A 22258-nucleotide genomic window follows, 5' to 3' on the forward strand; every position below is an offset into this window, starting at 1 on the left:
GGGGTCCCGCCGCCCTCGTCGGTGCGTGCGCGCGTCGTGCGTGCCGGATCGATCGCGTCGGATCAGGCGAACGCCTCCGGCGGCGGGCAGGCGCAGAACAGGTTGCGGTCGCCGTACGCCTGGTCGATGCGGCGCACCGGCGGCCAGTACTTGTCGCGCACGAGCGTCGACACGGGGTAGACGGCGCGCTCGCGCGTGTACGCGTGCGTCCACTCCCCCGCGATGACCGACTCGGCCGTGTGCGGCGCGTTCCGGAGCGGGTTGTCGTCCGCCGGCCACTCGCCCGCGGCGACGGAGTCGGCCTCCTGCTTGATGCCGATCATCGCCGCGATGAAGCGCTCGACCTCCGCGAGGTCCTCGCTCTCCGTCGGCTCGACCATGAGCGTGCCCGGGACCGGGAAGCTCATCGTGGGCGCGTGGAAGCCGTAGTCGACGAGGCGCTTGGCCACGTCGTCCACCGTGATCCCGGTCGCCGCGGTCAGCGGCCGCAGGTCGAGGATGCACTCGTGCGCGACGAGGCCGTCCTCCCCTGCGTAGAGCACCGGGTAGTGGTCGCGGAGGCGCGCGGCGATGTAGTTCGCCGACAGCACCGCGGCGCCGGTCGCCTGCTTGAGGCCCTCCGCGCCCATCATGCGGACGTAGGCCCAGCTGATGGGGAGGATGCTCGGCGATCCGTAGGGAGCCGCCGACACCGGGGCGCCGCCGTGCTCGATGGTCGAGACGACGCCGTCCTGCACGAGCGCGTGCACGTTGCGCTGCGCCTGCGGGTGGCCGGGCAGGAAGGGCGCGAGGTGCGCCTTCGCCGCGACCGGGCCGACGCCGGGTCCGCCGCCGCCGTGCGGGATGCAGAACGTCTTGTGCAGGTTGAGGTGCGAGACGTCGCCGCCGAAGTCGCCGAACCGGGCGAAGCCGAGCAGCGCGTTGAGGTTCGCGCCGTCGACGTAGACCTGGCCGCCGGCCTCGTGCACGGCCTGGCAGATCGCGCCGACCTCGTGCTCGTAGACGCCGTGGGTGGAGGGGTACGTGATCATCAGGCCGGCGAGCTCGTCGCGGTTCGCCGCGATCTTTGCCCGTAGGTCGTCGAGGTCGACGTTGCCGAGGTCGTCGCACGCGACGACCACGACGCGCATGCCGGCGAGCCCGGCGCTGGCCGCGTTCGTGCCGTGCGCGCTCTGCGGGATGAGGCAGACCGTGCGCGCGTCGTCGCCGTTCGCGAGGTGGTAGCCGCGGATCGCGAGGAGGCCCGCGAGCTCGCCCTGGCTGCCGGCGTTCGGCTGGAGGCTCACGGTGTCGTAGCCCGTGACGTCGGCGAGCCAGGTCTCCAGCTGGAGGACCAACTCGAGGTAGCCCTCGACGTCGTCCGCCGGGGCGAAGGGGTGGATGGCCTGGAACTCGGGCCAGGTCACCGCCTCCATCTCGGTGGCGGCGTTGAGCTTCATGGTGCAGGAGCCGAGCGGGATCATGCCGCGGTCGAGCGCGTAGTCCTTGTCGGAGAGGCGCTTGAGGTACCGCATCATGCCGGTCTCGGAGCGGTGCGTGGAGAAGACGGCGTGCGTGAGGTACTCGCTCGTGCGGATCGAGCCTGAAGGGATCGACGAGAGGTCGCCTGCCGCGCCCTCGTCCTCCGCGAGCTCGGCGCCGAACGCACGCGCGACGGCCGCGAGGTCCTCGGGGCGCGTGGCCTCGTCGACGCTGAAGCCGAGGGTGTCGGCGTCCACGCGGAGCAGGTTGACCCCGCCCGCCGCTGCGGCCGCGAGGATCTCGTCGGCGCGGCCGGGCACGGAGACGCGCACGGTGTCGAAGAACGCGGCGTGGACGGGCTCGATGCCGACCGTCGCCAGCGAGCGGACGAGGCGGCGGGCGCCCCGGTTCGCCTGGCGCGCGATCACGCGGAGGCCCTTCGGCCCGTGGTACACCGCGTACATCGAGGCCATGACGGCGAGGAGCACCTGCGCCGTGCAGATGTTGCTGGTGGCCTTCTCGCGGCGGATGTGCTGCTCGCGCGTCTGCAGCGAGAGGCGGTAGGCCGGGTGGCCGGCCGCGTCCTGGCTGACGCCGACGAGGCGGCCCGGCATCTGGCGCTCGAGGCCCGCGCGCACGGCGAGGTAGCCCGCGTGCGGACCGCCGAAGCCCATGGGCACGCCGAAGCGCTGCGAGGTGCCGACCGCGATGTCCGCGCCGAGCTCGCCGGGCGACGTGATGACCGTGAGGGCGAGCAGGTCGGCCGCGACAACCGCGAGGCCGCCCGCCGCGTGCACGCGCGCGATGACGGCGCTCGGGTCCCAGACGCGGCCGGAGGCGGCCGGGTACTGGATGAAGGCGCCGAACGCGTCGGGCAGCTCCGCCGGATCCACCGTGGCGAGGTCGTGCGCGACCAGCTCGATGCCGACCGCGGCGGCGCGGCTGTCGAGGAGCGCGCGCGTCTGCGGGAGGGCGTCGGCGTCGATGAGGAAGACGGGCGTCTTCGCCTTGGAGGCGCGGCGCGCGAGCAGCATGCCCTCGACGACGGCGGTGGCCTCGTCGAGCATGGACGCGTTCGCGGTCGCGAGCCCGGACAGCTCGGCGACCATCGTCTGGAAGTTAATGAGCGCCTCGAGGCGTCCCTGCGAGATCTCCGGCTGGTACGGCGTGTAGGCGGTGTACCAGCTCGGGTTCTCGAGCACGTTGCGGGTGATGACCGCGGGCGTGATCGTGTCGTGGTAGCCGAGGCCGATCATCGACGTGCGCACGCGGTTGCGGCTCGCGATGCGGCGGAGCTGGGCGAGGGCGTCGCGCTCGGTGGCGGCCTCGGGCAGCACGGAGTCGCCCTCGGTGCGGAAGCGGTCGACCTGGATCGTCTCGGGAACGGCCTTCGCGAGGAGGGACGGGATCGAGTCGTGGCCGAGGACGCCCAGCATGGTGGCGCGGGCCTCGGAGTCGATGCCGATGTGGCGGGCGCCGAACGCGCCGGGCGCGAAGGCCGAGGACTCCTCGGCGATGTCGGGCGCGGAGGCCGGGGCGGGCGTGGCCGGGCGCGTGCCGGCGTCGACGGCGGTCACTCGCCCACCAGCGCGACGTACTCGTCGTGGCTGAGGAGCTTGGGGAGCGCCTCGAAGCGCACCTTCACGAGCCAGCCGGCGCCGAAGGGGTCGCTGTTGACGAGGTCGGGCGAGGCCACGACGTCGTCGTTGACCTCGGTGACCGTGCCGTCGATGGGCGCGAACAGCTCGCCGACCGACTTGGTCGACTCGATCTCGCCGACGACCTCGCCGCCCGCGAGCTCGTCGCCCACGGCGGGCAGCTCGACGAAGACGACGTCGCCGAGCTTGTCGGCGGCGTAGGAGGTGATGCCGACGGTCGCGACGTCGCCGTCGACCTGCACCCACTCGTGCTCGGCGGTGTACTGGAGGCTGGTCTGGTCGGTCATCGGTGAGCCTTTCGCGAGTAGAAGGGGAGGGTCACGACGGTGGCGGGCACGCGAGTGCCGCGGACGTCGACGGCGAGGCGCGTGCCGGGGGCGGCGAGCGAGGGATCCACGTACGCCATGGCGACGGGGTGGCCGAGCGTGGGCGACAGGGCCCCGCTCGTGACGATGCCGACGGGCGCGACGGCGCCATCGGTCGCGTCCATGACGGCCTCGAGGGCGGCGGCGGAGTCGCCCGCGGCCTCCTCGGCGTAGACGGGGTAGTCGGCGCGGGGCGCGCGGCGGCCCTCGGTGACGAGGCCGACGAGCACGCGGGCGACGGGATCCGGGCCCTTCTCGATCGCCGAGCGCCCGCGGAAGTCGCCCTCCTTGGCGAGCGCGACCACCTTGCCGAGGCCGGCCTGCACGGGCAGCGTGTGGAGGCCCAGCTCGTGGCCGTACAGCGGCATTCCCGCCTCGAGGCGGAGCGTGTCGCGGCAGGCGAGGCCCGTGTTCAGGAGGCCGAGCGGCGTGCCGGCGACGACGAGCGCCTCCCACAGGGCGACGGCGTCCTCGGTCGCGACGTACAGCTCGTAGCCGTCCTCGCCCGTGTAGCCCGTGCGGGCGACGAGCACGTCCTGCCCGGCGAAGCGCGCGGCGGTGGCGCGGTAGTAGCGGAGCGCCTCGAGCGGCGTCTCGGTCTCGAGCCCGGCGGTGGCCTCGAGGATCGCGCGGGACACCGGGCCCTGCACGGCGATCAGCGCGACGTCGTCGCTGGCGTCGTCGACCTCCACGTCGTCGCGGCCCGCGGCGGCCTCGGCGAGGACGGCGAGCACGGGGTCGTGGTTGCCCGCGTTGGCGACGACGAGGAAGGACTCCTCGCCGGTGCGGTAGACGATCAGGTCGTCGACGATGCCGCCCGAGGGATCCAGCAGCAGCGTGTACTTCGCCTGCCACTCGGCGATGGCGGACAGCTTGCCGGCGAGCACGGAGTCGAGGAACGCGGCGGCGCCCTCGCCCTCGACGGCGATCTCCGCCATGTGCGAGATGTCGAAGATGCCCGCGGCCTCGCGCACGGCGCGGTGCTCGGCGAGGTCGCTCGTGTAGCGGACCGGCATGAGCCAGCCGGCGAAGTCGGTGAAGGAGGCGCCGGCCGCCTCGTGCACGGCGTGCAGCGGGGATCGGCGGGGCGGGGACCCGGCGTCGGTCTCGGCGGGTGCGTCGGTCATGGAGTCCTCCGGTCGTCTCCGGCGCGGATGCCGGATGGGGACTCCCCCTCTGTCATGGGCCTGAGAGCTTCGCGCCGTCCGAGGACGGTGCTTTCACCGTGGGCGAGCCGTGCGGGACGGCTGCTTTTCAGAGTGGCCAGTGCATCGCGGTACGTGGACCTGAGAGATTGGCGGGGAGGCTTGCTCCTTCGGTGCTCCCGGAGGAGCTCTCCCGCGATGCGTGCGCGGCCGTGTTACGCGTCCCAGCATATCGAGCGGGACGTTTCGGCCGTGTGACGATTCCCGGTCCATCCGTTCCCGTTCCGCTCCGCCGGACGCGACGACGCCGCCGCATCCGGGTGGATGCGGCGGCGTCGGGTGGTCGGGTCGACCGGCGGGATCAGATCGCGTCGGGCGACGGCGATGCGGGCGCCTGCGGCGCGCCGTCCTCGTCCTGGTCGATGACGCGGCGCACGTCGTCGGCGAGCTGCGCGACGCCCTCGGGCATCATCTCGAAGCCGTCGGTGGTGCCGACGTTGATGACGAGGCCGGTGCCCTCGGGGATCGCCTGCACGAGCTCGGCGGCGGGGATGGTGGCGACGTGGTCGGCGACGCTCGTGACCTTCTCTTCGATGCGGTCCTCGTGCGTGAAGGCGGCGAGCATGGGCACGCCGTCGCGGTCGAAGAGGACGGGCTGGAGCTGGTCGGTATCGGGGGTGAGGGGCGTGGCGGTGGGCACCACGACCGTCGTGTTGATGAACTCGGTGAGGACGGCGGTCATGTCGGACTCGCCCGCCTGGCCGCGCGCGATGGCCTGCTCGAGGGGGGTGGGCTCTCGGTCCTGTGAATCGGTCATGGGTCCATCGTGCCCGATCCGGCGGGGCGACCGCTGACCGCGGCGGCCGGGCCGGGCGTCGTCGCGGCCGCGCGCGGAGTTAGGATGGTCTTTCCAACCGCCATCCGTCCCGAGGGGAGACGCCCGTGTCGATCGGACGCCAGCGCCCCCGCGGCGAGCTCGAGGCCGCCATCATGGACGCCCTCTGGGACGCCGACGAGCCGCTCACGGCCAAGGACGTCGTCGCCCGCATCCCGGATCCGCGCCCCGCGCTCACGACCGTGCTCACGGTGCTGGACCGGCTGGGTCAGAAGGGCCTCGTCACGCGCTCGGACGAGGCGCGCGCGCTCACGTTCGCGCCGGCCCGGTCGCGCACCGACCACGCGGCGTCGCTCATGTCGGGCGCGCTCGCGGCCACGAAGGACCGCGAGGCGGCGCTGCTGCGCTTCGCCGGCACGCTCGACGGGGACGACCTCACGGCGCTGCGCCGCGCGCTCGGCGGGGACGACCGGGCCTAGGCCCGCGACGCCGACCGCGGATCGGCTAGCGCGGGTCGTCGGCTCCGTCATACGGCCCGCCCACGCTCTCCCCGTCCTCGCCGGGGAACCGGCGCGACGACCGGCGCACGACGCCGACCACCACGAGCACGGCGGCCGCGAGGATCACGAGGCCGATGAGCACGAAGACCCAGACGGGCGTGGTCTCGGCCGTCTCGGCGAGCGGCACGGACGCGCCGGACTGCGCGTCGGACGTGGGCGCGGACGCGACGGACTCGGCGCCCTGCGTCGTCATGGTGCCCTCGGGCTCCGGCGTCGCGGTGGCCGCGCTGCCCGCCCAGGCGTCGCCGCAGGCCGGGGCCGCGGTGATCGCCGGGGTGCCCGTCGTGTCGCCGGTCGGCGCGTAGGTGAAGGAGTATGTGCCGTCGATGGGGTGGCTGTCGCTCGAGACCGCGCGCCACGTGACCTGGTAGGTGCCGGCCGTGCCGAGCGCGATGCGGGTCATGGCGGCGGATCCGTCGACGGCGACGCAGCCGTCCTCGTGGAACGAGCCGTCCGAGGTGTTGACCACCTGGATGGCGAACCCGGAGTTCTGCGCGTCGAGAGCGAGCAGCTCCTCGCTGAAGTCGAGCGCGATGGTGCCGGGCTCGTCCGTGACGGTGGCGTCGGCGGCGGGGGTGGATCCCACGAGCCGGTCGTGCGCGGAGGCGGCACCCGCCGGGATCAGCGCGCCTCCCAGCACGAGCGCGGCGGCACCCGCGGCGAGCGCGGCGCGACAGAGGAGGGACGGGGTGCGGGGGTGGTGCGGAGACGCCATGGGTCCATCATCCCCCGCGGTGCGCTGCACGGACGGGCGTGGGCGTCCGTGACGCCGCGCGCGCCCGTGTTGCGCCGAGCGCCGCGGCACGATGGACTCTTCGGATGAACATCGCCCCGCAGGACGCCCCCGGCGACGGCACGGCGCGATCCGCCGGCCTGACCGCCGACGAGATCGACCGGATCCGCCGCGACTTCCCCCTCCTCGACACCGAGGTGAACGGCCGCCGGCTCGTCTACCTCGACTCGGCCGCCACCTCCCAGAAGCCGCGCCAGGTGCTGGACGCGGAGCGCGCGTACCTGGAGCACCGGAACGCCGCCGTCCACCGCGGCGCGCACACGCTCGCGGCCCTCGCGACCGAGGAGTTCGAGGAGGCGCGGGAGAAGGTCGCGCGCTTCGTGGGCGTCGACCCGGGCGAGATCGTGTGGACCTCGAACGCGACCGAGGGGCTGAACCTCGTCGCGTACGGGCTCGGGAGCGCGGCGGCGCCCGCATCCATCCGCGTGCGGGAGGGCGACGAGATCGTCGTCACGGAGTCGGAGCACCACGCGAACCTCATCCCGTGGCAGCAGCTCGCGCTCCGCACAGGCGCCCGGCTGCGGTACATCCCCGTCGACGACCAGGGCGCGCTGCGGCTGGAGACGCTGGGCGACGTCATCACGGAGCGCACGCGCGTGGTGGCGCTCGCGCACGTCTCCAACGTGCTGGGCGGGGTCGCACCGCTCGGACCCGTGATCGCCCGGGCGCGCGAGGTGGGCTCCCTCGTCGTGCTCGATGCCTGCCAGTCCGTACCGCACCTGCCCGTGGACCTGCGCGCCCTCGATGTCGACCTCGCCGTGTTCTCCGGCCACAAGATGCTCGCGCCGACCGGCATCGGGGTGCTCTACGGGCGCCGCGCGGTGCTCGAGGCGCTGCCGCCGTTCCTCACGGGCGGGTCGATGATCACGACCGTGACGATGGAGGCGGCCGAGTTCCTGCCGCCGCCGCAGCGGTTCGAGGCGGGCACGCAGCGCATCTCGCAGGTCGTGGCGCTGGGCGCCGCGGTCGACTACCTGGAAGCGGTCGGCATGGACCGGGTCGCCGAGCACGGGCGGCGCATCGGCGCGCGGCTCGTCGCGGGCCTCTCCGGCATCCGCGGCGTGCGCGTGCTCGGGCCGGGCGCCGGAGGCGACCGCGTGGGCCTGGCCGCGTTCGACCTCGCGGGCGTGCACGCGCACGACGTGGGGCAGATCCTCGACGACCGCGGCATCGCCGTGCGCGTCGGGCACCACTGCGCGCAGCCGCTGCACCGGAGGCTCGGGCTGACCGCGTCCGCGCGGGCGAGCGGCACCCTGCACACGACCGACGCCGAGATCGACCTGCTGCTGCAGGGCGTCGAGGACGCGGCCGCGTTCTTCGGGGCCGGCCGATGAGCGCCCCGGGCGCCGGCGGCGGGCTCTACCAGGAGCTGATCCTCGACCACTCGCGCACGCCCGAGGGCCAGGGCGATCCCGCCGGCTGGCCCATGCACGCGCACCAGGTGAACCCGACGTGCGGGGACGAGATCACGCTCGGGGTCCGCGTCGAGGACGGCCGCGTGGCCGAGATCCGGTGGACGGGCCACGGCTGCGCCATCTCGCAGGCCTCGGCCTCGATGCTCGTCGGCGTGCTCGACGGCGCGAGCCTCGACACGGTGCACGCGCGCATCGCCGCGTTCCGCGAGGTGATGCGGAGCCGAGGCGTGTCCCACCTCGACCCGGAGGAGTTCGGCGACGCCGTCGCGCTCGACGGCGTCTCCCGGTACGTGGGCCGCGTGAAGTGCGCGATGCTGCCGTGGACGACGCTGGAGGACGCGCTCCGCGCCGGCTGATCCGCGCCCTCCTGCCCGGTCCGCGCGCTCCCACCCGATCCGCGCGCGACGCGGGCAGAGTGGAGGGGCGGCGGCCGCGCGGGCCGGCGACCCGCGACACCAGGAGGACCCATGGCCCCCGACGACGACATGCCGAGCACCATCCGCCGCTCCCCCGAGCACGCGCAGGCCACGTGGTCGGCGGCGCACGCGGCGGCCGAGGAGCAGTACGGATCCGGCGAGCGCGCCGAGCGCACCGCCTACGCCGCGCTCAAGCACGGCTTCGAGAAGGTCGGCGACCACTGGGAGCCGAAGGACTCGACGGGGCCGTCGGATCCGGGCGCCGAGGAGCGCGGCGCGGGCACGGCAGGCGGGGTCGACGCGAACGCCTCGAAGGCGCACCTGATGGAGGTCGCGCGCCGCCTCGACGTCGCCGGCCGCAGCCGCATGACGAAGGACGAGCTGGTCGAGGGGATCCGGATGGCGAACGACCGGGAGACCCGGCGGGCCCGCGAGCGCGACAGCTGAAGCCGGGCGCCGGGCGCGCCTAGGGGAGGTCGACGCGGAACAGCGCGCACTCCGTGTCGTAGTAGCCGCGCGTGCGGCCGAGGGGACGCATCCCGATGCGGCGGCACACGGCCTGCGACGGCGCGTTCGCCGGGTTCGTCACCGCCAGCACGCGGCGCAGCCCGCCCTCCTCCGCGTGCGCGAGCACCCGGCGGGCCGCCTCCGTCGCGACGCCGCGGCCCCAGGCGTCCGGGTGCAGGTGCCAGCCGATCTCCGTCTCGCCCTCCTCCGGCGCGTCGCGCGGGGCGGGGTCGTCGCCGGCGAGGGGCGCGGCCGACGCGGGCAGCTCCTTGAGCAGGAGCGTGCCGAGGAGCGCGCCGCCGTCGCGGTCCTCGATCGCCCAGATGCCGCGCACCGGGTGGTCGAGCGCGGCGTAGCGGGCGGCGCGGGCGGCGGCCTGGGCGGGATCCGTCTGCACCGCACCCGTGCCGATCCAGCGCATCACCTCGGGCCGCGCGTGCAGGTCGAGGAGGAAGGGCGCGTCGGCGTCCGTGAAGCGGCGGAGGAGCAGGCGGTCGGTCGCGAGGTCCGGCATCACCCCAGGCTAGTCAGCGACGTCGGTGGCTCCCCCTAGCGTGACGGCATGCCCGAGCCGGTGGATGCGTGGTGGGCGCGACGCCGCTGGTCGCGCGGCCTCGACGTGCCGTACCCGGTGGGCAGCTACCGGGAGGCGTGGGCGTCGTTCCCCGTGCTCATCCGGCAGTACCACCCCGAGTTCAACCGCGGCATCACGCTCACGCAGGTGCCGCCCGCGGCCGACGTGCTCCTCACGTGGCAGTGCGACGTCGGGCACGTCTTCGTCGCGACGCCCGAGGAGCAGCGGAGGCGGCCGGGCCGCGAGCGTCGCCGCTCGTCGTGGTGCCCCGACTGCGCGGAGGCCGCGGCGCCGCGCACGCCCGTGCTGCCGATGGCGGACGAGGTGCGCTGGCCGGGGGCGTCGCCGCTCGTGGCGGGGCCGGTGGCGGGCGGATCCGGGCTTGACGCGTCCGGCGGATCGCCGTCCTCGGCCGCCGGTCCCGGTCCCGCGCGTCCGCGGCGGGGCGCGCGCGACGGTCGCCCCGCGGCCGGCGGCGCGGCCCGCGACCGGCGCGGCAAGGACGGCACGCCGAGCACGGCCCCGGCGAGCGCCCCTGCCGCCGCACGTCGCACCCTCCCCTCCGCCGCGCCGCCCGCCCGCGCCCGCCGCTCCCCCGCCGTCTGCGCGAAGACGCCCGACCTGCCCGTCGGCGAGCCGTTCGCGAGCGCGTGCGCGCCGCCGACCGCGTCCGCCGTCGAGGAGCGCCTGCGGCAGGATCTGGCCGCGCGCCTGGATCACACGCCGGGCCTGAACGCCGTCCGGCTCGCGCGCCCGTTCTTCGAGCACCTCGAGGCGTGGCCCGACATCCTGCTGCCCGAGCTGCGGGTCGCGATCGAGTACGACAGCACCGGCCGCCACGGCCTCGAGCACGTCGGCCGCCGCGAGGAGGCCGACCGGCGCAAGGACCGGGCGCTGCGCTCCGCCGGCTGGGAGGTGATCCGCATCCGCACGGGCAAGCTGCCGCCCCTCGGGCCCTACGACCTGTGCGTCGCGGGCCTCACGCGCAGCACGGTGGACCAGCTCCTCGACCGGCTCCGCGAGATCCGCGGCCCGCTGTTCGTGGACGCCTACCTGCGGGAGGCGCCGCCGTCGGTCGCGGCCGGGTGAGCCGCGCACCTGTCGTCAGCTGACCCGCGACGCCAGCGCCTCGCTCCGCCACCTGGCGAGCAGCTCCCACGGATCCGGCTGGCCCGCGGCGAGCGCGGCCACGTGCGCCCGCAGCTCGTCGTCGAGCTCGAACCACTCGGTCCGGTCGAAGCGCTGCCGCGCGAAGAGCACGTGCCGCGCCCGCTCCACCGACCGCCCGCCGCGCTCGAAGGCCAGCAGCTCGTCGTGCCGCAGCGTGCCGAGCCGCTGCCGCGGGTTGGCGCTCGTGCCGATCTTGACGCGGTCGCCGAAGCGGATGTAGTAGACGACGTCGACACGCGGTGGCGCCAGCTCGCCGTCCGGGTGGTCGCCGTGCCGCCACTCGCACACGGCGCACAGCCAGCCCGACGGGTACCGCACGCCGAGGCGGGATCCGCACGCCGGGCACGGCGACGGCAGCACGTCCTCGACGCCGTGCGCGCGCTCCGCCCACGCGGCGGCGGCCACGAGGTGCGCCGCGCACAGCGGCACAGGCGCGCCGGGTTCGACCGCGGCGGCGCAGCCCTCGGCGCGGCACGGGGCGGATCCGTTCGACGTCACGCCCCGACGCTAGGCGCGGGGGCCGACACCGACACCTGCGGGAGCCGGTCGAGACCCGCTCAGCGCGCCGCCCGCACCACCACGGGCGCCTCGTCCTCGAGGCCGCGGCGCAGCTCGACCGACGTCCACGGCACGGGTGCGTTCGCGAAGATCGGCTCGAGCACCTCCCACATGATGCGGCGGTCGGGGCCTACGAAGTAGACGTCGTAGGAGTCGTCGCCGAACTCGTTGCCGTCGATCCCGCCGGCCTCGAGCAGCTGCAGGGCGTCGTCGCCCGCGATCTCCGTGGCGGCCAGCGACTCGAACGCCTCGTACGCGGTCGCCGCCTCGCCCGCCTCGAAGCGCAGCACGACCCAGTCGTCGGACGCGTCCTCGCGGGTCCAGGGGCGCGCGACGGCGACGATCGCCATCGTCAGGCCGGTGATGATCCCGGTGAGGAGGAGCGCGCGGATACGGGGCGTCATGCGCGTGCCCGTCCGGCCTCTGCTGCTGCGCTCATGCGGCCTCCCGTGCGGGCCCGGGACCTCGCGGCGATCGCGACACCCCGTCCAGTATGCGCGCGGATGTCCGCATGTGACGATCACCTGACCCGCGTGGACCGGGAACGATCCTGCTCGGTACGTTTCCCCTGCGAGCATGCGGCCCGCCCGGGTCGCTTCCCCACCGCTCCGCCAGAGGAGCACCATGGTCGACCGCAGCACGCACGAGCAGATCATCACCACCATGACGCAGGTGTTCGACCTGATGGACGGTGCCACCGTGGAGGTGTGGGACGGGCTGACCGGCCTCCAGATCCAGCTGCTGCGGGTCGTCGCGACGGACATGCGGGTGGACCGCCAGTCGCTCTCCATCTGGACCCGCACCTCCCGCGCGGCCCTCGTGCCCAGCCTCGGCGCCCTCCTGCAGCGCGGGATCCTGGCGGAGGAGGAGGACGACGACGGCCCGCGCCTGGTCGTCGCACCGGCCGGCCGCGAGCTGCTCGCGCGCGTGCTCCGAGCTCGCGCCGCGTGGATCCACCAGGCCTGCTCGGCAGCGACGCCCGCCGTCGACGACGCCGAGGTCCAGCGCATCGTGGGCGTCCTGCGGCGCATCGCCGACGGCGCCTGACCGCGACCCCCCACGCCGCCTCGGGCGATCCCGCCCCCTCGCCACCACGCCCCTAGTGTGGGGTAATGGCGAACCCCATCGAGGCCCCGGCACCCCCGCGATCCGAGCTGAAGCGCTCCATCACGGTCAAGCAGCTGTACTTCTACGTGGTCGGCGACGTCCTCGGCTCCGGCATCTACGTGCTCGTGGGCCTTGTCGCCGCGGCGGTGGGCGGCGCGTTCTGGATGGCGTTCCTCGTGGGCGTCTCCATCGCGACCATCACGGGCCTCGCCTATGCGGAGCTCGTCACCAAGTACCCGCAGGCCGCCGGCGCCTCGCTCTACATCAACAAGGCGTTCCGGAGCCCCGTGCTCACCTTCTTCATCACCATCTGCATGCTCAGCGCCAACATGGCCGCCGTCGGATCCCTCGCGGCCGGCTTCGTGCGCTACCTCGCCGACCTCGTCGGACTGCCCGAGTCCGCCATCTGGGCGACCACCGGCATCGCGGTCGCGTTCGTCGCCGTCATCACGGCCATCAACCTCATCGGCATCAGCGAGTCCGTCATCGCCAACGTCGTCATGACCTTCGTCGAGATCAGCGGCCTCATCATCGTCGTCGCCATCGGCGTGATCGCGCTGGTCGAGGGCGTCGGCGACCCCGCCGTGCTGCTCCAGTTCCAGGTCGAGGGCGGGCCCGGATCCGCGGTGCTGGCCGTGCTCGCCGGCGTCTCGCTCGCCTTCTTCGCCATGACGGGCTTCGAGAACGCCGCGAACGTGGCCGAGGAGACCATCGACCCGTCGCGCGCGTTCCCGCGCGCGCTCATCGGCGGCATGATGACCGCCGGCATCGTGTACGTGCTCGTCTCGATGGCCGCGGCCCTCGCCGTGCCGATCGGCGACCTCGCCGGGAACACTCTCCTCGAGGTGGTGCGTGCCGACCTGTTCTTCATCCCCGCCGCGGTGATGCTCGTCGTCTTCGCCGTGATCGCGATGGTCGCCATCAGCAACACGGCGCTCGTGACCGTGGTGGCCCAGTCGCGGATCCTCTTCGGCATGGCCCGCGAGAACGTCGTGCCCGAGATCTTCGCCAAGGTGCACCCGGCCCGCCGCAGCCCCTACGTGGCGCTGATCTTCGGCGGCGCCGTGGTGGCCGCACTCCTCGTCATCGGCGCGGCGATCCGCTCCAGCCAGGCCGGCATCCCCGAGGACGAGCGGCTCGACATCGTCGACCGCCTCGCGACCATCACGGTGGTCTTCCTCCTCTTCATCTACGCCCTCGTGATCGTCGCCTGCCTGAAGCTGCGCGGCCACGACGAGACCGACGGCACGTACCGCGCGAACACGCCGCTGCTCATCGTCGGGATCCTCGGCAACGTCGCCGTGCTGATCTACACGCTCGTCGACGACCCCGGCGCGCTGTTCTGGGTCGGCGGCCTGCTCGCGCTCGGTCTCGTGCTGTACCTCGCGCAGCGCACGTTCGGCGCGAAGAAGCCGGATCTCGAAGCCGCTGCCGGCGTGGCCGCGGCCGGACCCACGGACAGGGAGGTCTGACCGTGCACGTCATCGTCGCCACCGACGGATCCCAGGCGTCGCTGCAGGCGGCCCGCCAGTTCCAGGTGATCGCGGACTCCCGCGAGATCACCGAGGTCACCGTGCTCGCCGTCGTCAGCCCGTACGCGGCCGCGCCCTTCGCGAACGAGCTCGGCCCGCACCACGCCCCCGCGCAGACGGAGCTGAGCTACAGCAGGGACGCGGAGGCCGCCGTCGACGTGGTCGCCGCGGTCTTCGACGGCTGGGGCCCGACCATCCACCGCGACGTGCGCAGCGGCTCCCCCGCGACCGAGATCATCCGCGCCGCCGAGGAGCTGTCCGCGGGCCTGATCTCGATGGCCGCCGGCAGCCGCGGCCTCACGGCGACGATCCTGCTCGGCAGCACCGCCAGCCGTGTGCAGCACTCGGCGCCGTGCCCGGTGCTGATCTGCCGGCCGACGGTGCGGGGGCGGGGGTAGCGGCGGGTCGGTCCACGGATGGACGCTTCGGACCGCCGGCAGCCGATGCGTCCGGACTAAGCGGCGAGGATCTTGTTCGACTTGCTGCGATTGCACTTCCAGCAGAGCGTCTGCAGGTTCTCGTGCGTCGACAAACCGCCCTTGAAAACAGGCACGATGTGGTCGACCTCGAGGAGCAGATGGGGCTCATCCACGACGGAGACCGAGCAGAAGCGGCAGGCGTGCCCGTCTCGAGCCTTGATGAACTGACGAAGGCGAGCTGTCATCAGGGCACGCTGCCCTGCCGCGCTCTTGTCGAATCGGATCTTGCCGGCCAGCACGTCGACGAGTTCATCTATCGTCTCGTTGTTCAGCTTGATCGACGTCCTCTGCGAGCTGTTGCCACCCGCGCTCACGTACTCGAAGACGTAGACCGGGTAGGGGATCGCGATCCGCTTGACCTCGTAGCCGACCTGATCGCGGAACTCCTGCTCGTAGTGCTTCAGGATGAACGCCGGCGGACTAATCGACTCGACGATGGCCGTCTCCCGCTGGCGGAGGCTCCCGACCGCGTCCTCGAGACGTGCGATGTCCTCGCCCAACGTCTCCACCTGTGTGAGCCGTGCCTCTGTCGCCGCGATGTTGAAGTACTTCATCAGGTACTTCAGCGGGTCGCCGCTGGCCGAACGAACCACCTGCAGAGAGCAGTTATGCACGTTCGGGTCCTCGAAGGACGCCTCGTTGCGATCTCGCCGATGCTTGTGATTGCTGGTGTTCTGGAAGGTGGCGAGATGAGCATGAGTGCCCGTCTCCGCCACGGCGAGCTGGAACGAATCGCGCTCTCGGATCTCCGCGATGTACTCGGCCAGTTCGTTGTGCTCATCGACGAAGGCGGCGAGTTCGCGCTTCTGCCCGAGGAAGACCTCGCCCTTGAAGTAACGGTTCTTGCGGACGTTGCGCACGATCTTCGGGACGATGACGATGGCGAGGATCAGACCGACGACGGTCAGCGATATCTGCCAGTACGTGAAGATGAGGCTGATCAGGAAGATGATCAGGACCAACGCGATGATGTAGGGCAAGGGCCAGTCCTATCGGGAGCTCGGGTCTCGACGAGGAGACGTGCGCGGTCATCTCTAGGCGGGAGACGACAACGAAGAGGTGCCACGCAGGGGGCGCGCCGACACTGCGACGAAACGCTACGAGACCTCGGCGCGCACGCCTAGGCCCCCTTTGTCGGGCCACCCACGTCGCCCCCTGACGAGGAGCGCCGGTGATCCCCGTCAGCTGGCAGCCGTCGCGATCAGCGCCGTGAGCGTCCCCGGGTCCACCACCCCGAGAATCCGCGCGCTGACCCGACCCTCGGCATCGAGCACGAGCGTCGACGGGGTCGTGTTCGGCGCGGTGCGGGCGGCGAAGGCGAGCTGCACCGCGCCGCCCTGTCCGTCGAGGACGTTCTCGTAGGGGATCTCGAAGGTGTTCACGAAGGCGTCCACGCTCGCCGCCGAGTTCCGCGTGTTCACGCCGAGGAACGTCGCCGTGTCCGCCGTCGCGGCGCTGACCTCGCGCAGGTCGGCCGCCTCGACGCGGCAGGGCCCGCATTCCGCGTACCAGAAGTTGACGACGAGGACCTTCCCGCGGAACTGGCCGGCCGTCACCGTCGCGCCGGTCGGGTCCTCGGCGGTGAAGGAGACCGGCTCGCCGCGGTCGTCGGCGGCGAACTCCGTGACCCGGCCATCGCCCGAGACGGTGCCGGTCCCGGCACCGTCGCCCGATCGGAAGTCGCTCGCGAGCTGATCCGTCGCCGTGCAGCCGCCGAAGCCCAGCGCGGCCGCGAGCACGAGGGCTGCGGCGGCGGTTCGGCGGATCACCTCTCAGGCTACGGCCGGTACGGCGGCCCGCCCGTCCGCCGCCGCAATGTAAAGCCCCTGTGAACACTTCGCGGCCGCGCCCATCCCCTGCGTATCGTGCTCAGGACCTCCCGGCCCGACGCGTCGCCGGTGGAGCGGGAGGATCCCCCACCCGCGAACGCCGACCCGCCTGGAGGCTTCCATGGCATCCGCACCCCAGCTGCACAAGAGCCTCACGCAGAGGCAGCTCACCATGATCGCGATCGGCGGCGTCATCGGCGCCGGCCTGTTCGTGGGCTCCGGGGTGGTGATCAACGGCGCGGGCCCCGGCGCGTTCCTCACCTACGCGATCTCCGGCGTGCTGATCATCCTCGTGATGCGGATGCTCGGCGAGATGGCGACCGCGAACCCCAGCACCGGATCCTTCGCCGACTACGCCCGGCACGCCCTCGGCGGCTGGGCCGGCTTCTCGATGGGCTGGCTCTACTGGTACTTCTGGGTCATCGTCGTCGGATTCGAGGCGGTCGCCGGTGCCAAGGCGCTCACCTACTGGTTCGACGCGCCCCTCTGGCTCCTCTCCCTCGGCCTCATGGCGCTGATGACCGCCACCAACCTCATCTCCGTCGGCGCGTTCGGCGAGTTCGAGTACTGGTTCGCGGGGATCAAGGTGGCGGCCATCATCCTGTTCCTCGGCCTCGGCAGCCTCTACGTGCTGGGCATCTGGCCGGGCCGCTCGCTCGACTTCTCCAACCTCGTCGCCAACGGCGGCTTCTTCCCGAACGGCATCGGCGCGATCTTCTGCTCGGTCGTCGTGGTGATCTTCTCGATGGTCGGCGCGGAGATCGCCACCATCGCGGCCGCCGAGTCGAAGGACCCCGCGACGGCCATCCGGAAGTCGACCAACTCCGTGATCCTCCGCATCTCCCTCTTCTTCGTCGGCTTGCTGTTCCTACTCGCCGTGATCCTCCCCTGGGACTCCACGGAGCTCGGCGCCTCCCCGTTCGTCAGCGCCTTCGACCGCATGGGCATCCCGTTCGCCGGCGACGTGATGAACGCCGTCGTCTTCACCGCCGTGCTCTCGTGCCTGAACTCCGGCCTCTACACCGCGAGCCGCATGCTCTTCGTGCTCGCGGCGCGGCGGGAGGCGCCGGCGCGGCTGGTGCAGGTGACCGAGCGAGGAGTGCCGCGCGCCGCGATCCTGCTCTCGTCGGTGGTCGGCTTCCTCTGCGTGATCGCGGCGGCCGTCTCCCCCGACACCGTCTTCCTGTTCCTGCTCAACTCCTCGGGCGCGATCATCCTGTTCGTCTACCTGCTCATCGCGATCTCGCAGATCGTCCTGCGCCGCCGCAGCGGATCCGCCGGCCTCCCGGTCAAGATGTGGCTGTTCCCGGGCCTCTCGATCGTCACGGTCGTCGGGATCCTCGCGGTGCTCGCGCAGATGGCGCTGGATCCCGAGATTCGCCCGCAGCTCGTGCTGAGCCTGGTCGCGTGGGCGGTCGCGCTGGTGCTCTACGTCGTGACGAAGGCGCGGGGCGGGACGGTGGATCCGGCGGCGACGGCCGATGCGGAGGAGGACGCCACCACGCCCGCGGTGCCGGTGCCCGACGCACGCTGAGCGCGACGCCCGACCGGCGACCGCCGCGGCCGGCTCATTAGGCTGGCCGCATGGCGACAGTGATCCTCGTGCGGCACGGACGCACCACAGCGAACGCGACCGGGATCCTGGCCGGGCGCACGCCCGGCGTCGACCTCGACGACACCGGGCGTGACCAGGCCGACCGCGCCGGCGACCGGCTCGCCGCGGTGCCGCTCGCGGCCGTCATCTCCAGCCCGCTGCAGCGCTGCTGGGAGACGGCGCAGCGGATCCTCGAGCGGCAGCAGGGCACGCCGCCCCAGCCCGTCGACCCCGACCTCACCGAGTGCGACTACGGGGTCTGGCAGGGCCGGCCGCTCAGCGAGCTCGCCACCGAGGACCTCTGGAAGACCGTGCAGTCCCACCCGTCCGCGGTCGTCTTCCCCGGCGGCGAGTCCATGGCCGGGATGCAGGCGCGCGCGGTCGCCGCGATCCGCCGGCACGACGCCGCCATCGAGGCCGAGCACGGGCCCGGCGCCGTGTGGGTCGCGGTGAGCCACGGCGACATCATCAAGTCGATCCTCGCCGACGCGTACGGCATGCACCTCGACCTGTTCCAGCGCATCGACGTGGGCCCCGCGTCCCTGTCCATCGTCCGCTATGGCGCGGGCCGCCCGACCGTGCACGCGACCAACACCGACGCGGGCGACCTCTCGTGGCTGGCGACGAGCGCCGTGGTCGGCGATGCGCCGGTCGGCGGCGGCGCCGGGCACAGCACGCTGTGATCGCACGCGCCTAGAGTGGACGCATGCCCACACGAGCCCTCGAATTCGACTGGCCCGACCGGGCCGTGGTCGGCACCATCGGCCTCCCGGGCGCGCGCACGTTCTACTTCCAGGTGCGCTCCGGTCCTCAGCTGGTGACCATCGCCCTCGAGAAGCAGCAGTCCTCACTCCTCGCCGAGAAGATCGACGAGATCCTCGACCAGCTCGTCACCGTCGAGGGCAACCCGTTCAGCGTCCCCACGAGCACGCCCCCGGAGCTCGTTGACAACGACCCGCTCGAGGACGTCGACGAGCGCTGGCGCACCGGCGCCATGGGCCTCGGCTGGGATCCGACGACGGCCCAGGTCGTCATCGAGGCGTACCCCCTCGCGGAGGACGACGACAGCGACGACTTCGACCTGCCGAGCGTCGACGACGACACGGCGGACACCGAGATGCTCGTGGTGCGGATGCCGGTCGGCGCCGCCCGCGCGTTCGCCAAGCGCACCCACGAGATCGTGGGCGCGGGCCGCCCCATCTGCGCGACCTGCGGCTACCCCATCGACCCCGACGGGCACGAGCACACCTTCCCCGACAGCTGATGTCGGAGACGGACCTCGTGACCGCCGAGCTGACGGTCACCGGCCGGATCAGGACGGCGTCCAACGCCACGTTCCTGGGCAGCATCGGCGACGTGGCCGTCGTCTACAAACCGATCGCGGGCGAGAACCCGCTGTGGGACTTCCCCGACGCGGTGCTCGCGCATCGCGAGGTCGCCGCGTACCTCGTCTCCGAGGCGCTCGGCTGGGGCGTCGTCCCCCGCACGTGGCTCCGTGACGGGCCCGCGGGCGAGGGCATGGTGCAGCTCTGGCAGGACGAGGATCCCGACCAGGACGCCGTGGACCTGATCCCCGCGGCCGAGATCCCGGACACCGGCTACCGGACGGTCCTCGGCGGCGAGGACGAGGAGGGCAACACGGTCGCCCTCATCCACGAGGACACCCCGGCGCTGCGCCGCATGGCCGTCTTCGACGTCATCGTCAACAACGCCGACCGCAAGGGCTTCCACGTGCTCGCCATGCCCGACGGCCACCGCTTCGGCGTCGACCATGGCCTCACGTTCCACGAGGACCACAAGCTCCGCACGGTGCTGTGGGGGTGGGTCGGGGATCCGCTCACGGCGGATGAGCTCGAGGGTGTGGATCGGGTGCTCGCAGGGCTCGACGGAGATCTGGGGCGGGAGCTGGCGGGGTTGCTGACGGCGGAGGAGGTCAACGCGCTACGTGCTCGTTGTACGCGGCTGCGCACGGAGGCGCGGTTCCCGGCGCCCGCCGGTCAGAAGTCCGCGGTGCCCTGGCCCCTGTTCTAGAAAGAGCTATCACCAGCGTCTGCTTCAAAAGCATGAACCTGAGTCACGGGCGCGGGAGGTTGACCGTAGTTGGTTAACGCCTTGTGTCTTGATCCCTACGCGGGGTGGAGTCCTTACACCCTCCGTCAGCAATGCGATAAGGGAGAAGAGAGCCAAGTACCTCGAGCTGTTCGTAGGCGAACAAGCGCCTTCAATTGTCACGGTCGCTTACCTCCTCGCAGGAGACCCAGCATGAAGTGCACTCATGGCCTCCAAGTGCGCGGCTCCCACAAGTACACAGTTAGCGCAACCTGATAGCACAGACATGGCTGCGCAAAAATACCCCAGAAGGGGGCCGAGCCAGGCGCACGAGCGCGCACGTAATGCCCTAGATTGAACGCGAGGCCCGCACGCAATCCAGTCGTGCCACATACAGCGACAACTAGGAGCACAAATGGCTATACCCGCGGCCTTTGGCCACGACAACATTGGTCACCTACTTTCGGACAAACTGCTTACAGTGCCCCGTTTTCAACGTGGGTACTCATGGGTGGAACAGAATGTTCTCGAATTTTGGTCCGATATCAACCGAGCGCGGCAGGCTGGATCGACGTACTTCATGGGCACGGTGGTACTCGCGGTCGACCTTGAACACGCCGACAGAATGCTCATTGTCGATGGGCAGCAGCGCCTAACGACGACCGCCATACTGCTTATTGCAATTCGGGATAGACTTAACGAATTTGAACTAGGTGAGCAGTGGCGCTCAGTGCAACGCGAATACCTTGCCGATTACGTCCTGAGCCAAGAGTCCCACAAGCCCAAGCTAGTTCTTAGCCCTGCCGATTCTGGAGCTTTCGAAGATCTATTAGACATCGACAAAACCGTATGCGCCCCTGGGCCCGTATTCGACGCCTACACCCTCCTGCGAGAGCGCATTGAGGCCCTGGCGCCAGACAAGTCGGACTACGCGGAGCTTCTTCAAATAGTCGAGTACCTGGCAACGTCCGTGCAGGTGCTAACGGCAACCGCAACCGACCTTTCCGAAGCCTTTGTGATTTTCGAGACCCTAAATGACCGAGGCGCGGACCTGACAACTGCCGATCTCCTCAAGAACTTTTTGTTTAGTCAGGCCGGCAGCGCCAAAATAAGGGCCGTGGAAGAAGCCTGGGTGCGAATTTCAGGTGCCTTCAGCAAGTCGACAGATTTTGTACGATTCATTAGATTTGAGCACGTATCGCGTAAGGGTCAAGTCACAATGAGGGGGCTCTACAAGGCCATTCAAGGGGATATTCCGGTACGCACAGGTGGTGTAATGGCATATCTAGATGGCCTTGAGCGCGCTCTTTCTATTTACACTGCCCTAAAAGAGCCCGACGACGCCTTTTGGTCCGCCAATTCGGTCGGAGTCAAAGACAGCCTGCTTGCATTTCGACGATTGGGATTGGAGAGCAATAGCCCACTTCTTCTTGCAGCTTTTGCCCATTGGAACACAACGGATGCCACGCGCCTCGTTAATGTCGTTGCAAACTGGTCTGTGCGAGCTTGGGCCGCAGGCAATCTCGGAGGCGGTACAGCAGAAAAGGCTTTCAGTGAAGCAGCCGTGGCAATTGCCGACGGCAGCGCTACGGCAATCGACGAACTGAGACCATTCATGAAGGGCGTGGTTCCGGACGATTCCGGGTTCCGGGCAGCGTTCTTGGAACTTGGAGAACTTAATACCACGACAGCCAAGTACCTCTTGGGTCAACTTGAGCGCCAGTCCCGTCAGGATAGGGGTGCGAATACCGATGCCTTGCCCGACTGGGCGAGCAGGACTGTTACAGTCGAGCACATTATTGCAAAGTCAAGCAAGGAAAGTGACTTCGATAGCGCAAACGAGTATCAAGCTTTCGAAGTTGCGCGTGATCGCGTACAGAACTTGACCCCACTCGAGAAGTCGCTTAATGCGGAGGCTAAGGACGGCAAGTTCGAAACAAAAAGCCCTCTCTACCTCAGGTCAGAGTTCGAATTAACGAAACTTGTTGGCGAGTCGCCAAGTTGGTCCTCAGTTGAAGGCGATGCCCGCAATGAAGCGCTCGCGGACATTGCGATTCGCGCTTGGCCCTACTAAGACAGGAAACTGCAGCGGTGGCGATAATTGTCGCCACCGCTGCAATTGTGTAGGTTCACGACAAGCCGCTAAGTCCTGCCAATCCCATCCAAGGGCGAGGCTCGGCACCCGGCCGAAACGGGCGAGCTGCGTTTAGC

At 71.1% G+C, this 22258-nt stretch carries 23 protein-coding genes and 2 riboswitches; of the genes, 13 read left to right on the forward strand and 10 right to left on the reverse strand.

From position 1 onward, the window contains the following. Positions 1-62 precede the first annotated feature (62 nt). From gcvP to CMN_RS10690, 4 genes are all read right to left on the reverse strand, one after another. Complete coding sequence (gene gcvP / locus CMN_RS10675) at positions 63-3038, reverse strand: aminomethyl-transferring glycine dehydrogenase (RefSeq protein ID WP_015490821.1); 2976 nt, start codon at positions 3036-3038, stop codon at positions 63-65. Next, positions 3035-3406, reverse strand: coding sequence for a glycine cleavage system protein GcvH (gcvH, locus tag CMN_RS10680; protein WP_015490822.1), 372 nt, complete (start codon positions 3404-3406; stop codon positions 3035-3037). Before gcvH ends, gcvP begins: the two co-directional genes overlap by 4 nt. Beyond that, positions 3403-4611 (reverse strand): glycine cleavage system aminomethyltransferase GcvT, encoded by a 1209-nt coding sequence (gene gcvT, locus CMN_RS10685; protein WP_015490823.1) that lies wholly within the window; start codon positions 4609-4611, stop codon positions 3403-3405. Before gcvT ends, gcvH begins: the two co-directional genes overlap by 4 nt. Before the next feature lie 42 nt (positions 4612-4653). Continuing rightward, positions 4654-4747, reverse strand: a riboswitch (glycine riboswitch). Position 4748: 1 nt separating this feature from the next. Further along, positions 4749-4835: riboswitch (glycine riboswitch) on the reverse strand. Positions 4836-4990: 155 nt separating this feature from the next. Beyond that, the gene (locus CMN_RS10690; protein WP_015490824.1) at positions 4991-5446 is read right to left on the reverse strand and encodes an SseB family protein; all 456 of its coding nucleotides are present in this window, start codon (positions 5444-5446) and stop codon (positions 4991-4993) included. 125 nt (positions 5447-5571) lie between these two features. Between CMN_RS10690 and CMN_RS10695 the strand changes: the two genes are divergently transcribed. Continuing rightward, complete coding sequence (locus CMN_RS10695) at positions 5572-5943, forward strand: BlaI/MecI/CopY family transcriptional regulator (protein WP_015490825.1); 372 nt, start codon at positions 5572-5574, stop codon at positions 5941-5943. A 25-nt stretch (positions 5944-5968) separates the two neighbouring features. Here the strand turns inward: CMN_RS10695 and CMN_RS10700 are convergent, their stop codons facing one another. Beyond that, positions 5969-6739: a copper resistance CopC family protein gene (locus CMN_RS10700; protein WP_015490826.1), complete on the reverse strand. Its 771-nt coding sequence runs from the start codon at positions 6737-6739 to the stop codon at positions 5969-5971. Positions 6740-6843: 104 nt separating this feature from the next. Between CMN_RS10700 and CMN_RS10705 the strand changes: the two genes are divergently transcribed. The 3 genes from CMN_RS10705 to CMN_RS10715 all read left to right on the forward strand — a co-directional run bounded on the left by CMN_RS10705 (position 6844) and on the right by CMN_RS10715 (position 9095). Beyond that, entirely contained in the window at positions 6844-8151 is a 1308-nt protein-coding gene (locus CMN_RS10705) for a SufS family cysteine desulfurase (RefSeq protein WP_015490827.1), read from the forward strand. Beyond that, complete coding sequence (sufU, locus tag CMN_RS10710; RefSeq protein ID WP_015490828.1) at positions 8148-8588, forward strand: Fe-S cluster assembly sulfur transfer protein SufU; 441 nt, start codon at positions 8148-8150, stop codon at positions 8586-8588. The genes CMN_RS10705 and sufU overlap by 4 nt, the downstream gene beginning before the upstream one ends. Positions 8589-8699: 111 nt before the next feature. Further along, positions 8700-9095, forward strand: a complete 396-nt coding sequence (locus CMN_RS10715; protein ID WP_015490829.1) for a ChaB family protein — start codon at positions 8700-8702, stop codon at positions 9093-9095. A 19-nt stretch (positions 9096-9114) separates the two neighbouring features. Here CMN_RS10715 and CMN_RS10720 read toward each other — a convergent pair whose 3' ends face one another. Next, positions 9115-9669, reverse strand: a complete 555-nt coding sequence (locus tag CMN_RS10720) for a GNAT family N-acetyltransferase (protein WP_015490830.1) — start codon at positions 9667-9669, stop codon at positions 9115-9117. A gap of 48 nt (positions 9670-9717) precedes the next feature. Here CMN_RS10720 and CMN_RS10725 point away from each other — a divergent pair, with 48 nt between their 5' ends. Further along, positions 9718-10818: a zinc-ribbon domain-containing protein gene (locus CMN_RS10725; RefSeq protein ID WP_015490831.1), complete on the forward strand. Its 1101-nt coding sequence runs from the start codon at positions 9718-9720 to the stop codon at positions 10816-10818. Between the two features lie 15 nt (positions 10819-10833). On the opposite strand, the gene CMN_RS10730 is transcribed toward CMN_RS10725, so the two are convergent. Next, positions 10834-11397 (reverse strand): GIY-YIG nuclease family protein, encoded by a 564-nt coding sequence (locus CMN_RS10730; RefSeq protein WP_015490832.1) that lies wholly within the window; start codon positions 11395-11397, stop codon positions 10834-10836. Positions 11398-11456: 59 nt separating this feature from the next. Beyond that, on the reverse strand, positions 11457-11861 hold the full coding sequence (locus CMN_RS10735; RefSeq protein WP_015490833.1) for a hypothetical protein: 405 nt from the start codon (positions 11859-11861) through the stop codon (positions 11457-11459). 220 nt (positions 11862-12081) lie between these two features. Here CMN_RS10735 and CMN_RS10740 point away from each other — a divergent pair, with 220 nt between their 5' ends. The 3 genes from CMN_RS10740 to CMN_RS10750 all read left to right on the forward strand — a co-directional run bounded on the left by CMN_RS10740 (position 12082) and on the right by CMN_RS10750 (position 14494). Beyond that, positions 12082-12504 (forward strand): winged helix DNA-binding protein, encoded by a 423-nt coding sequence (locus tag CMN_RS10740; protein WP_015490834.1) that lies wholly within the window; start codon positions 12082-12084, stop codon positions 12502-12504. Positions 12505-12569: 65 nt separating this feature from the next. Beyond that, entirely contained in the window at positions 12570-14036 is a 1467-nt protein-coding gene (locus CMN_RS10745) for an APC family permease (RefSeq protein ID WP_015490835.1), read from the forward strand. 2 nt (positions 14037-14038) lie between these two features. After that, positions 14039-14494 (forward strand): universal stress protein, encoded by a 456-nt coding sequence (locus CMN_RS10750; RefSeq protein ID WP_015490836.1) that lies wholly within the window; start codon positions 14039-14041, stop codon positions 14492-14494. A 56-nt stretch (positions 14495-14550) separates the two neighbouring features. Here the strand turns inward: CMN_RS10750 and CMN_RS10755 are convergent, their stop codons facing one another. Next, entirely contained in the window at positions 14551-15555 is a 1005-nt protein-coding gene (locus CMN_RS10755) for an HNH endonuclease (protein WP_015490837.1), read from the reverse strand. A gap of 201 nt (positions 15556-15756) precedes the next feature. Beyond that, on the reverse strand, positions 15757-16344 hold the full coding sequence (locus CMN_RS10760; protein WP_015490838.1) for a TlpA family protein disulfide reductase: 588 nt from the start codon (positions 16342-16344) through the stop codon (positions 15757-15759). A gap of 181 nt (positions 16345-16525) precedes the next feature. Here CMN_RS10760 and CMN_RS10765 point away from each other — a divergent pair, with 181 nt between their 5' ends. From CMN_RS10765 to CMN_RS14825, 5 genes are all read left to right on the forward strand, one after another. Further along, positions 16526-17938, forward strand: a complete 1413-nt coding sequence (locus tag CMN_RS10765; protein ID WP_015490839.1) for an amino acid permease — start codon at positions 16526-16528, stop codon at positions 17936-17938. A 50-nt stretch (positions 17939-17988) separates the two neighbouring features. Further along, positions 17989-18681 carry a histidine phosphatase family protein gene (locus CMN_RS10770; RefSeq protein WP_015490840.1) on the forward strand — a complete coding sequence of 231 codons (693 nt, stop codon included), beginning with the start codon at positions 17989-17991 and terminating at the stop codon, positions 18679-18681. Between the two features lie 23 nt (positions 18682-18704). Further along, positions 18705-19262 carry a DUF3090 domain-containing protein gene (locus CMN_RS10775; protein ID WP_015490841.1) on the forward strand — a complete coding sequence of 186 codons (558 nt, stop codon included), beginning with the start codon at positions 18705-18707 and terminating at the stop codon, positions 19260-19262. Then, entirely contained in the window at positions 19262-20029 is a 768-nt protein-coding gene (locus CMN_RS10780) for an SCO1664 family protein (RefSeq protein ID WP_015490842.1), read from the forward strand. The genes CMN_RS10775 and CMN_RS10780 overlap by 1 nt, the downstream gene beginning before the upstream one ends. A gap of 433 nt (positions 20030-20462) precedes the next feature. Next, a complete protein-coding gene (locus tag CMN_RS14825; RefSeq protein WP_015490843.1) occupies positions 20463-22121 on the forward strand; it encodes a DUF262 domain-containing protein in 1659 nt (552 codons plus the stop codon). Positions 22122-22258 lie beyond the last annotated feature (137 nt).

This window comes from Clavibacter nebraskensis NCPPB 2581, from assembly GCF_000355695.1.
In the GTDB taxonomy this organism is placed as follows: domain Bacteria; phylum Actinomycetota; class Actinomycetes; order Actinomycetales; family Microbacteriaceae; genus Clavibacter; species Clavibacter nebraskensis.

Coding starts and splice junctions, on each gene's coding strand:
- gcvH (WP_015490822.1), bottom strand. CDS start 3,406: ATGACCGACCAGACCAGCCTCCAGTACACCGCCGAGCACGAGTGGGTG.
- gcvT (WP_015490823.1), bottom strand. CDS start 4,611: ATGACCGACGCACCCGCCGAGACCGACGCCGGGTCCCCGCCCCGCCGA.
- CMN_RS10690 (WP_015490824.1), bottom strand. CDS start 5,446: ATGACCGATTCACAGGACCGAGAGCCCACCCCCCTCGAGCAGGCCATC.
- CMN_RS10700 (WP_015490826.1), bottom strand. CDS start 6,739: ATGGCGTCTCCGCACCACCCCCGCACCCCGTCCCTCCTCTGTCGCGCC.
- CMN_RS10705 (WP_015490827.1), top strand. CDS start 6,844: ATGAACATCGCCCCGCAGGACGCCCCCGGCGACGGCACGGCGCGATCC.
- sufU (WP_015490828.1), top strand. CDS start 8,148: ATGAGCGCCCCGGGCGCCGGCGGCGGGCTCTACCAGGAGCTGATCCTC.
- CMN_RS10715 (WP_015490829.1), top strand. CDS start 8,700: ATGGCCCCCGACGACGACATGCCGAGCACCATCCGCCGCTCCCCCGAG.
- CMN_RS10720 (WP_015490830.1), bottom strand. CDS start 9,669: ATGCCGGACCTCGCGACCGACCGCCTGCTCCTCCGCCGCTTCACGGAC.
- CMN_RS10725 (WP_015490831.1), top strand. CDS start 9,718: ATGCCCGAGCCGGTGGATGCGTGGTGGGCGCGACGCCGCTGGTCGCGC.
- CMN_RS10735 (WP_015490833.1), bottom strand. CDS start 11,861: ATGACGCCCCGTATCCGCGCGCTCCTCCTCACCGGGATCATCACCGGC.
- CMN_RS10740 (WP_015490834.1), top strand. CDS start 12,082: ATGGTCGACCGCAGCACGCACGAGCAGATCATCACCACCATGACGCAG.
- CMN_RS10745 (WP_015490835.1), top strand. CDS start 12,570: ATGGCGAACCCCATCGAGGCCCCGGCACCCCCGCGATCCGAGCTGAAG.
- CMN_RS10765 (WP_015490839.1), top strand. CDS start 16,526: ATGGCATCCGCACCCCAGCTGCACAAGAGCCTCACGCAGAGGCAGCTC.
- CMN_RS10770 (WP_015490840.1), top strand. CDS start 17,989: ATGGCGACAGTGATCCTCGTGCGGCACGGACGCACCACAGCGAACGCG.
- CMN_RS10775 (WP_015490841.1), top strand. CDS start 18,705: ATGCCCACACGAGCCCTCGAATTCGACTGGCCCGACCGGGCCGTGGTC.
- CMN_RS10780 (WP_015490842.1), top strand. CDS start 19,262: ATGTCGGAGACGGACCTCGTGACCGCCGAGCTGACGGTCACCGGCCGG.
- CMN_RS14825 (WP_015490843.1), top strand. CDS start 20,463: ATGGCTATACCCGCGGCCTTTGGCCACGACAACATTGGTCACCTACTT.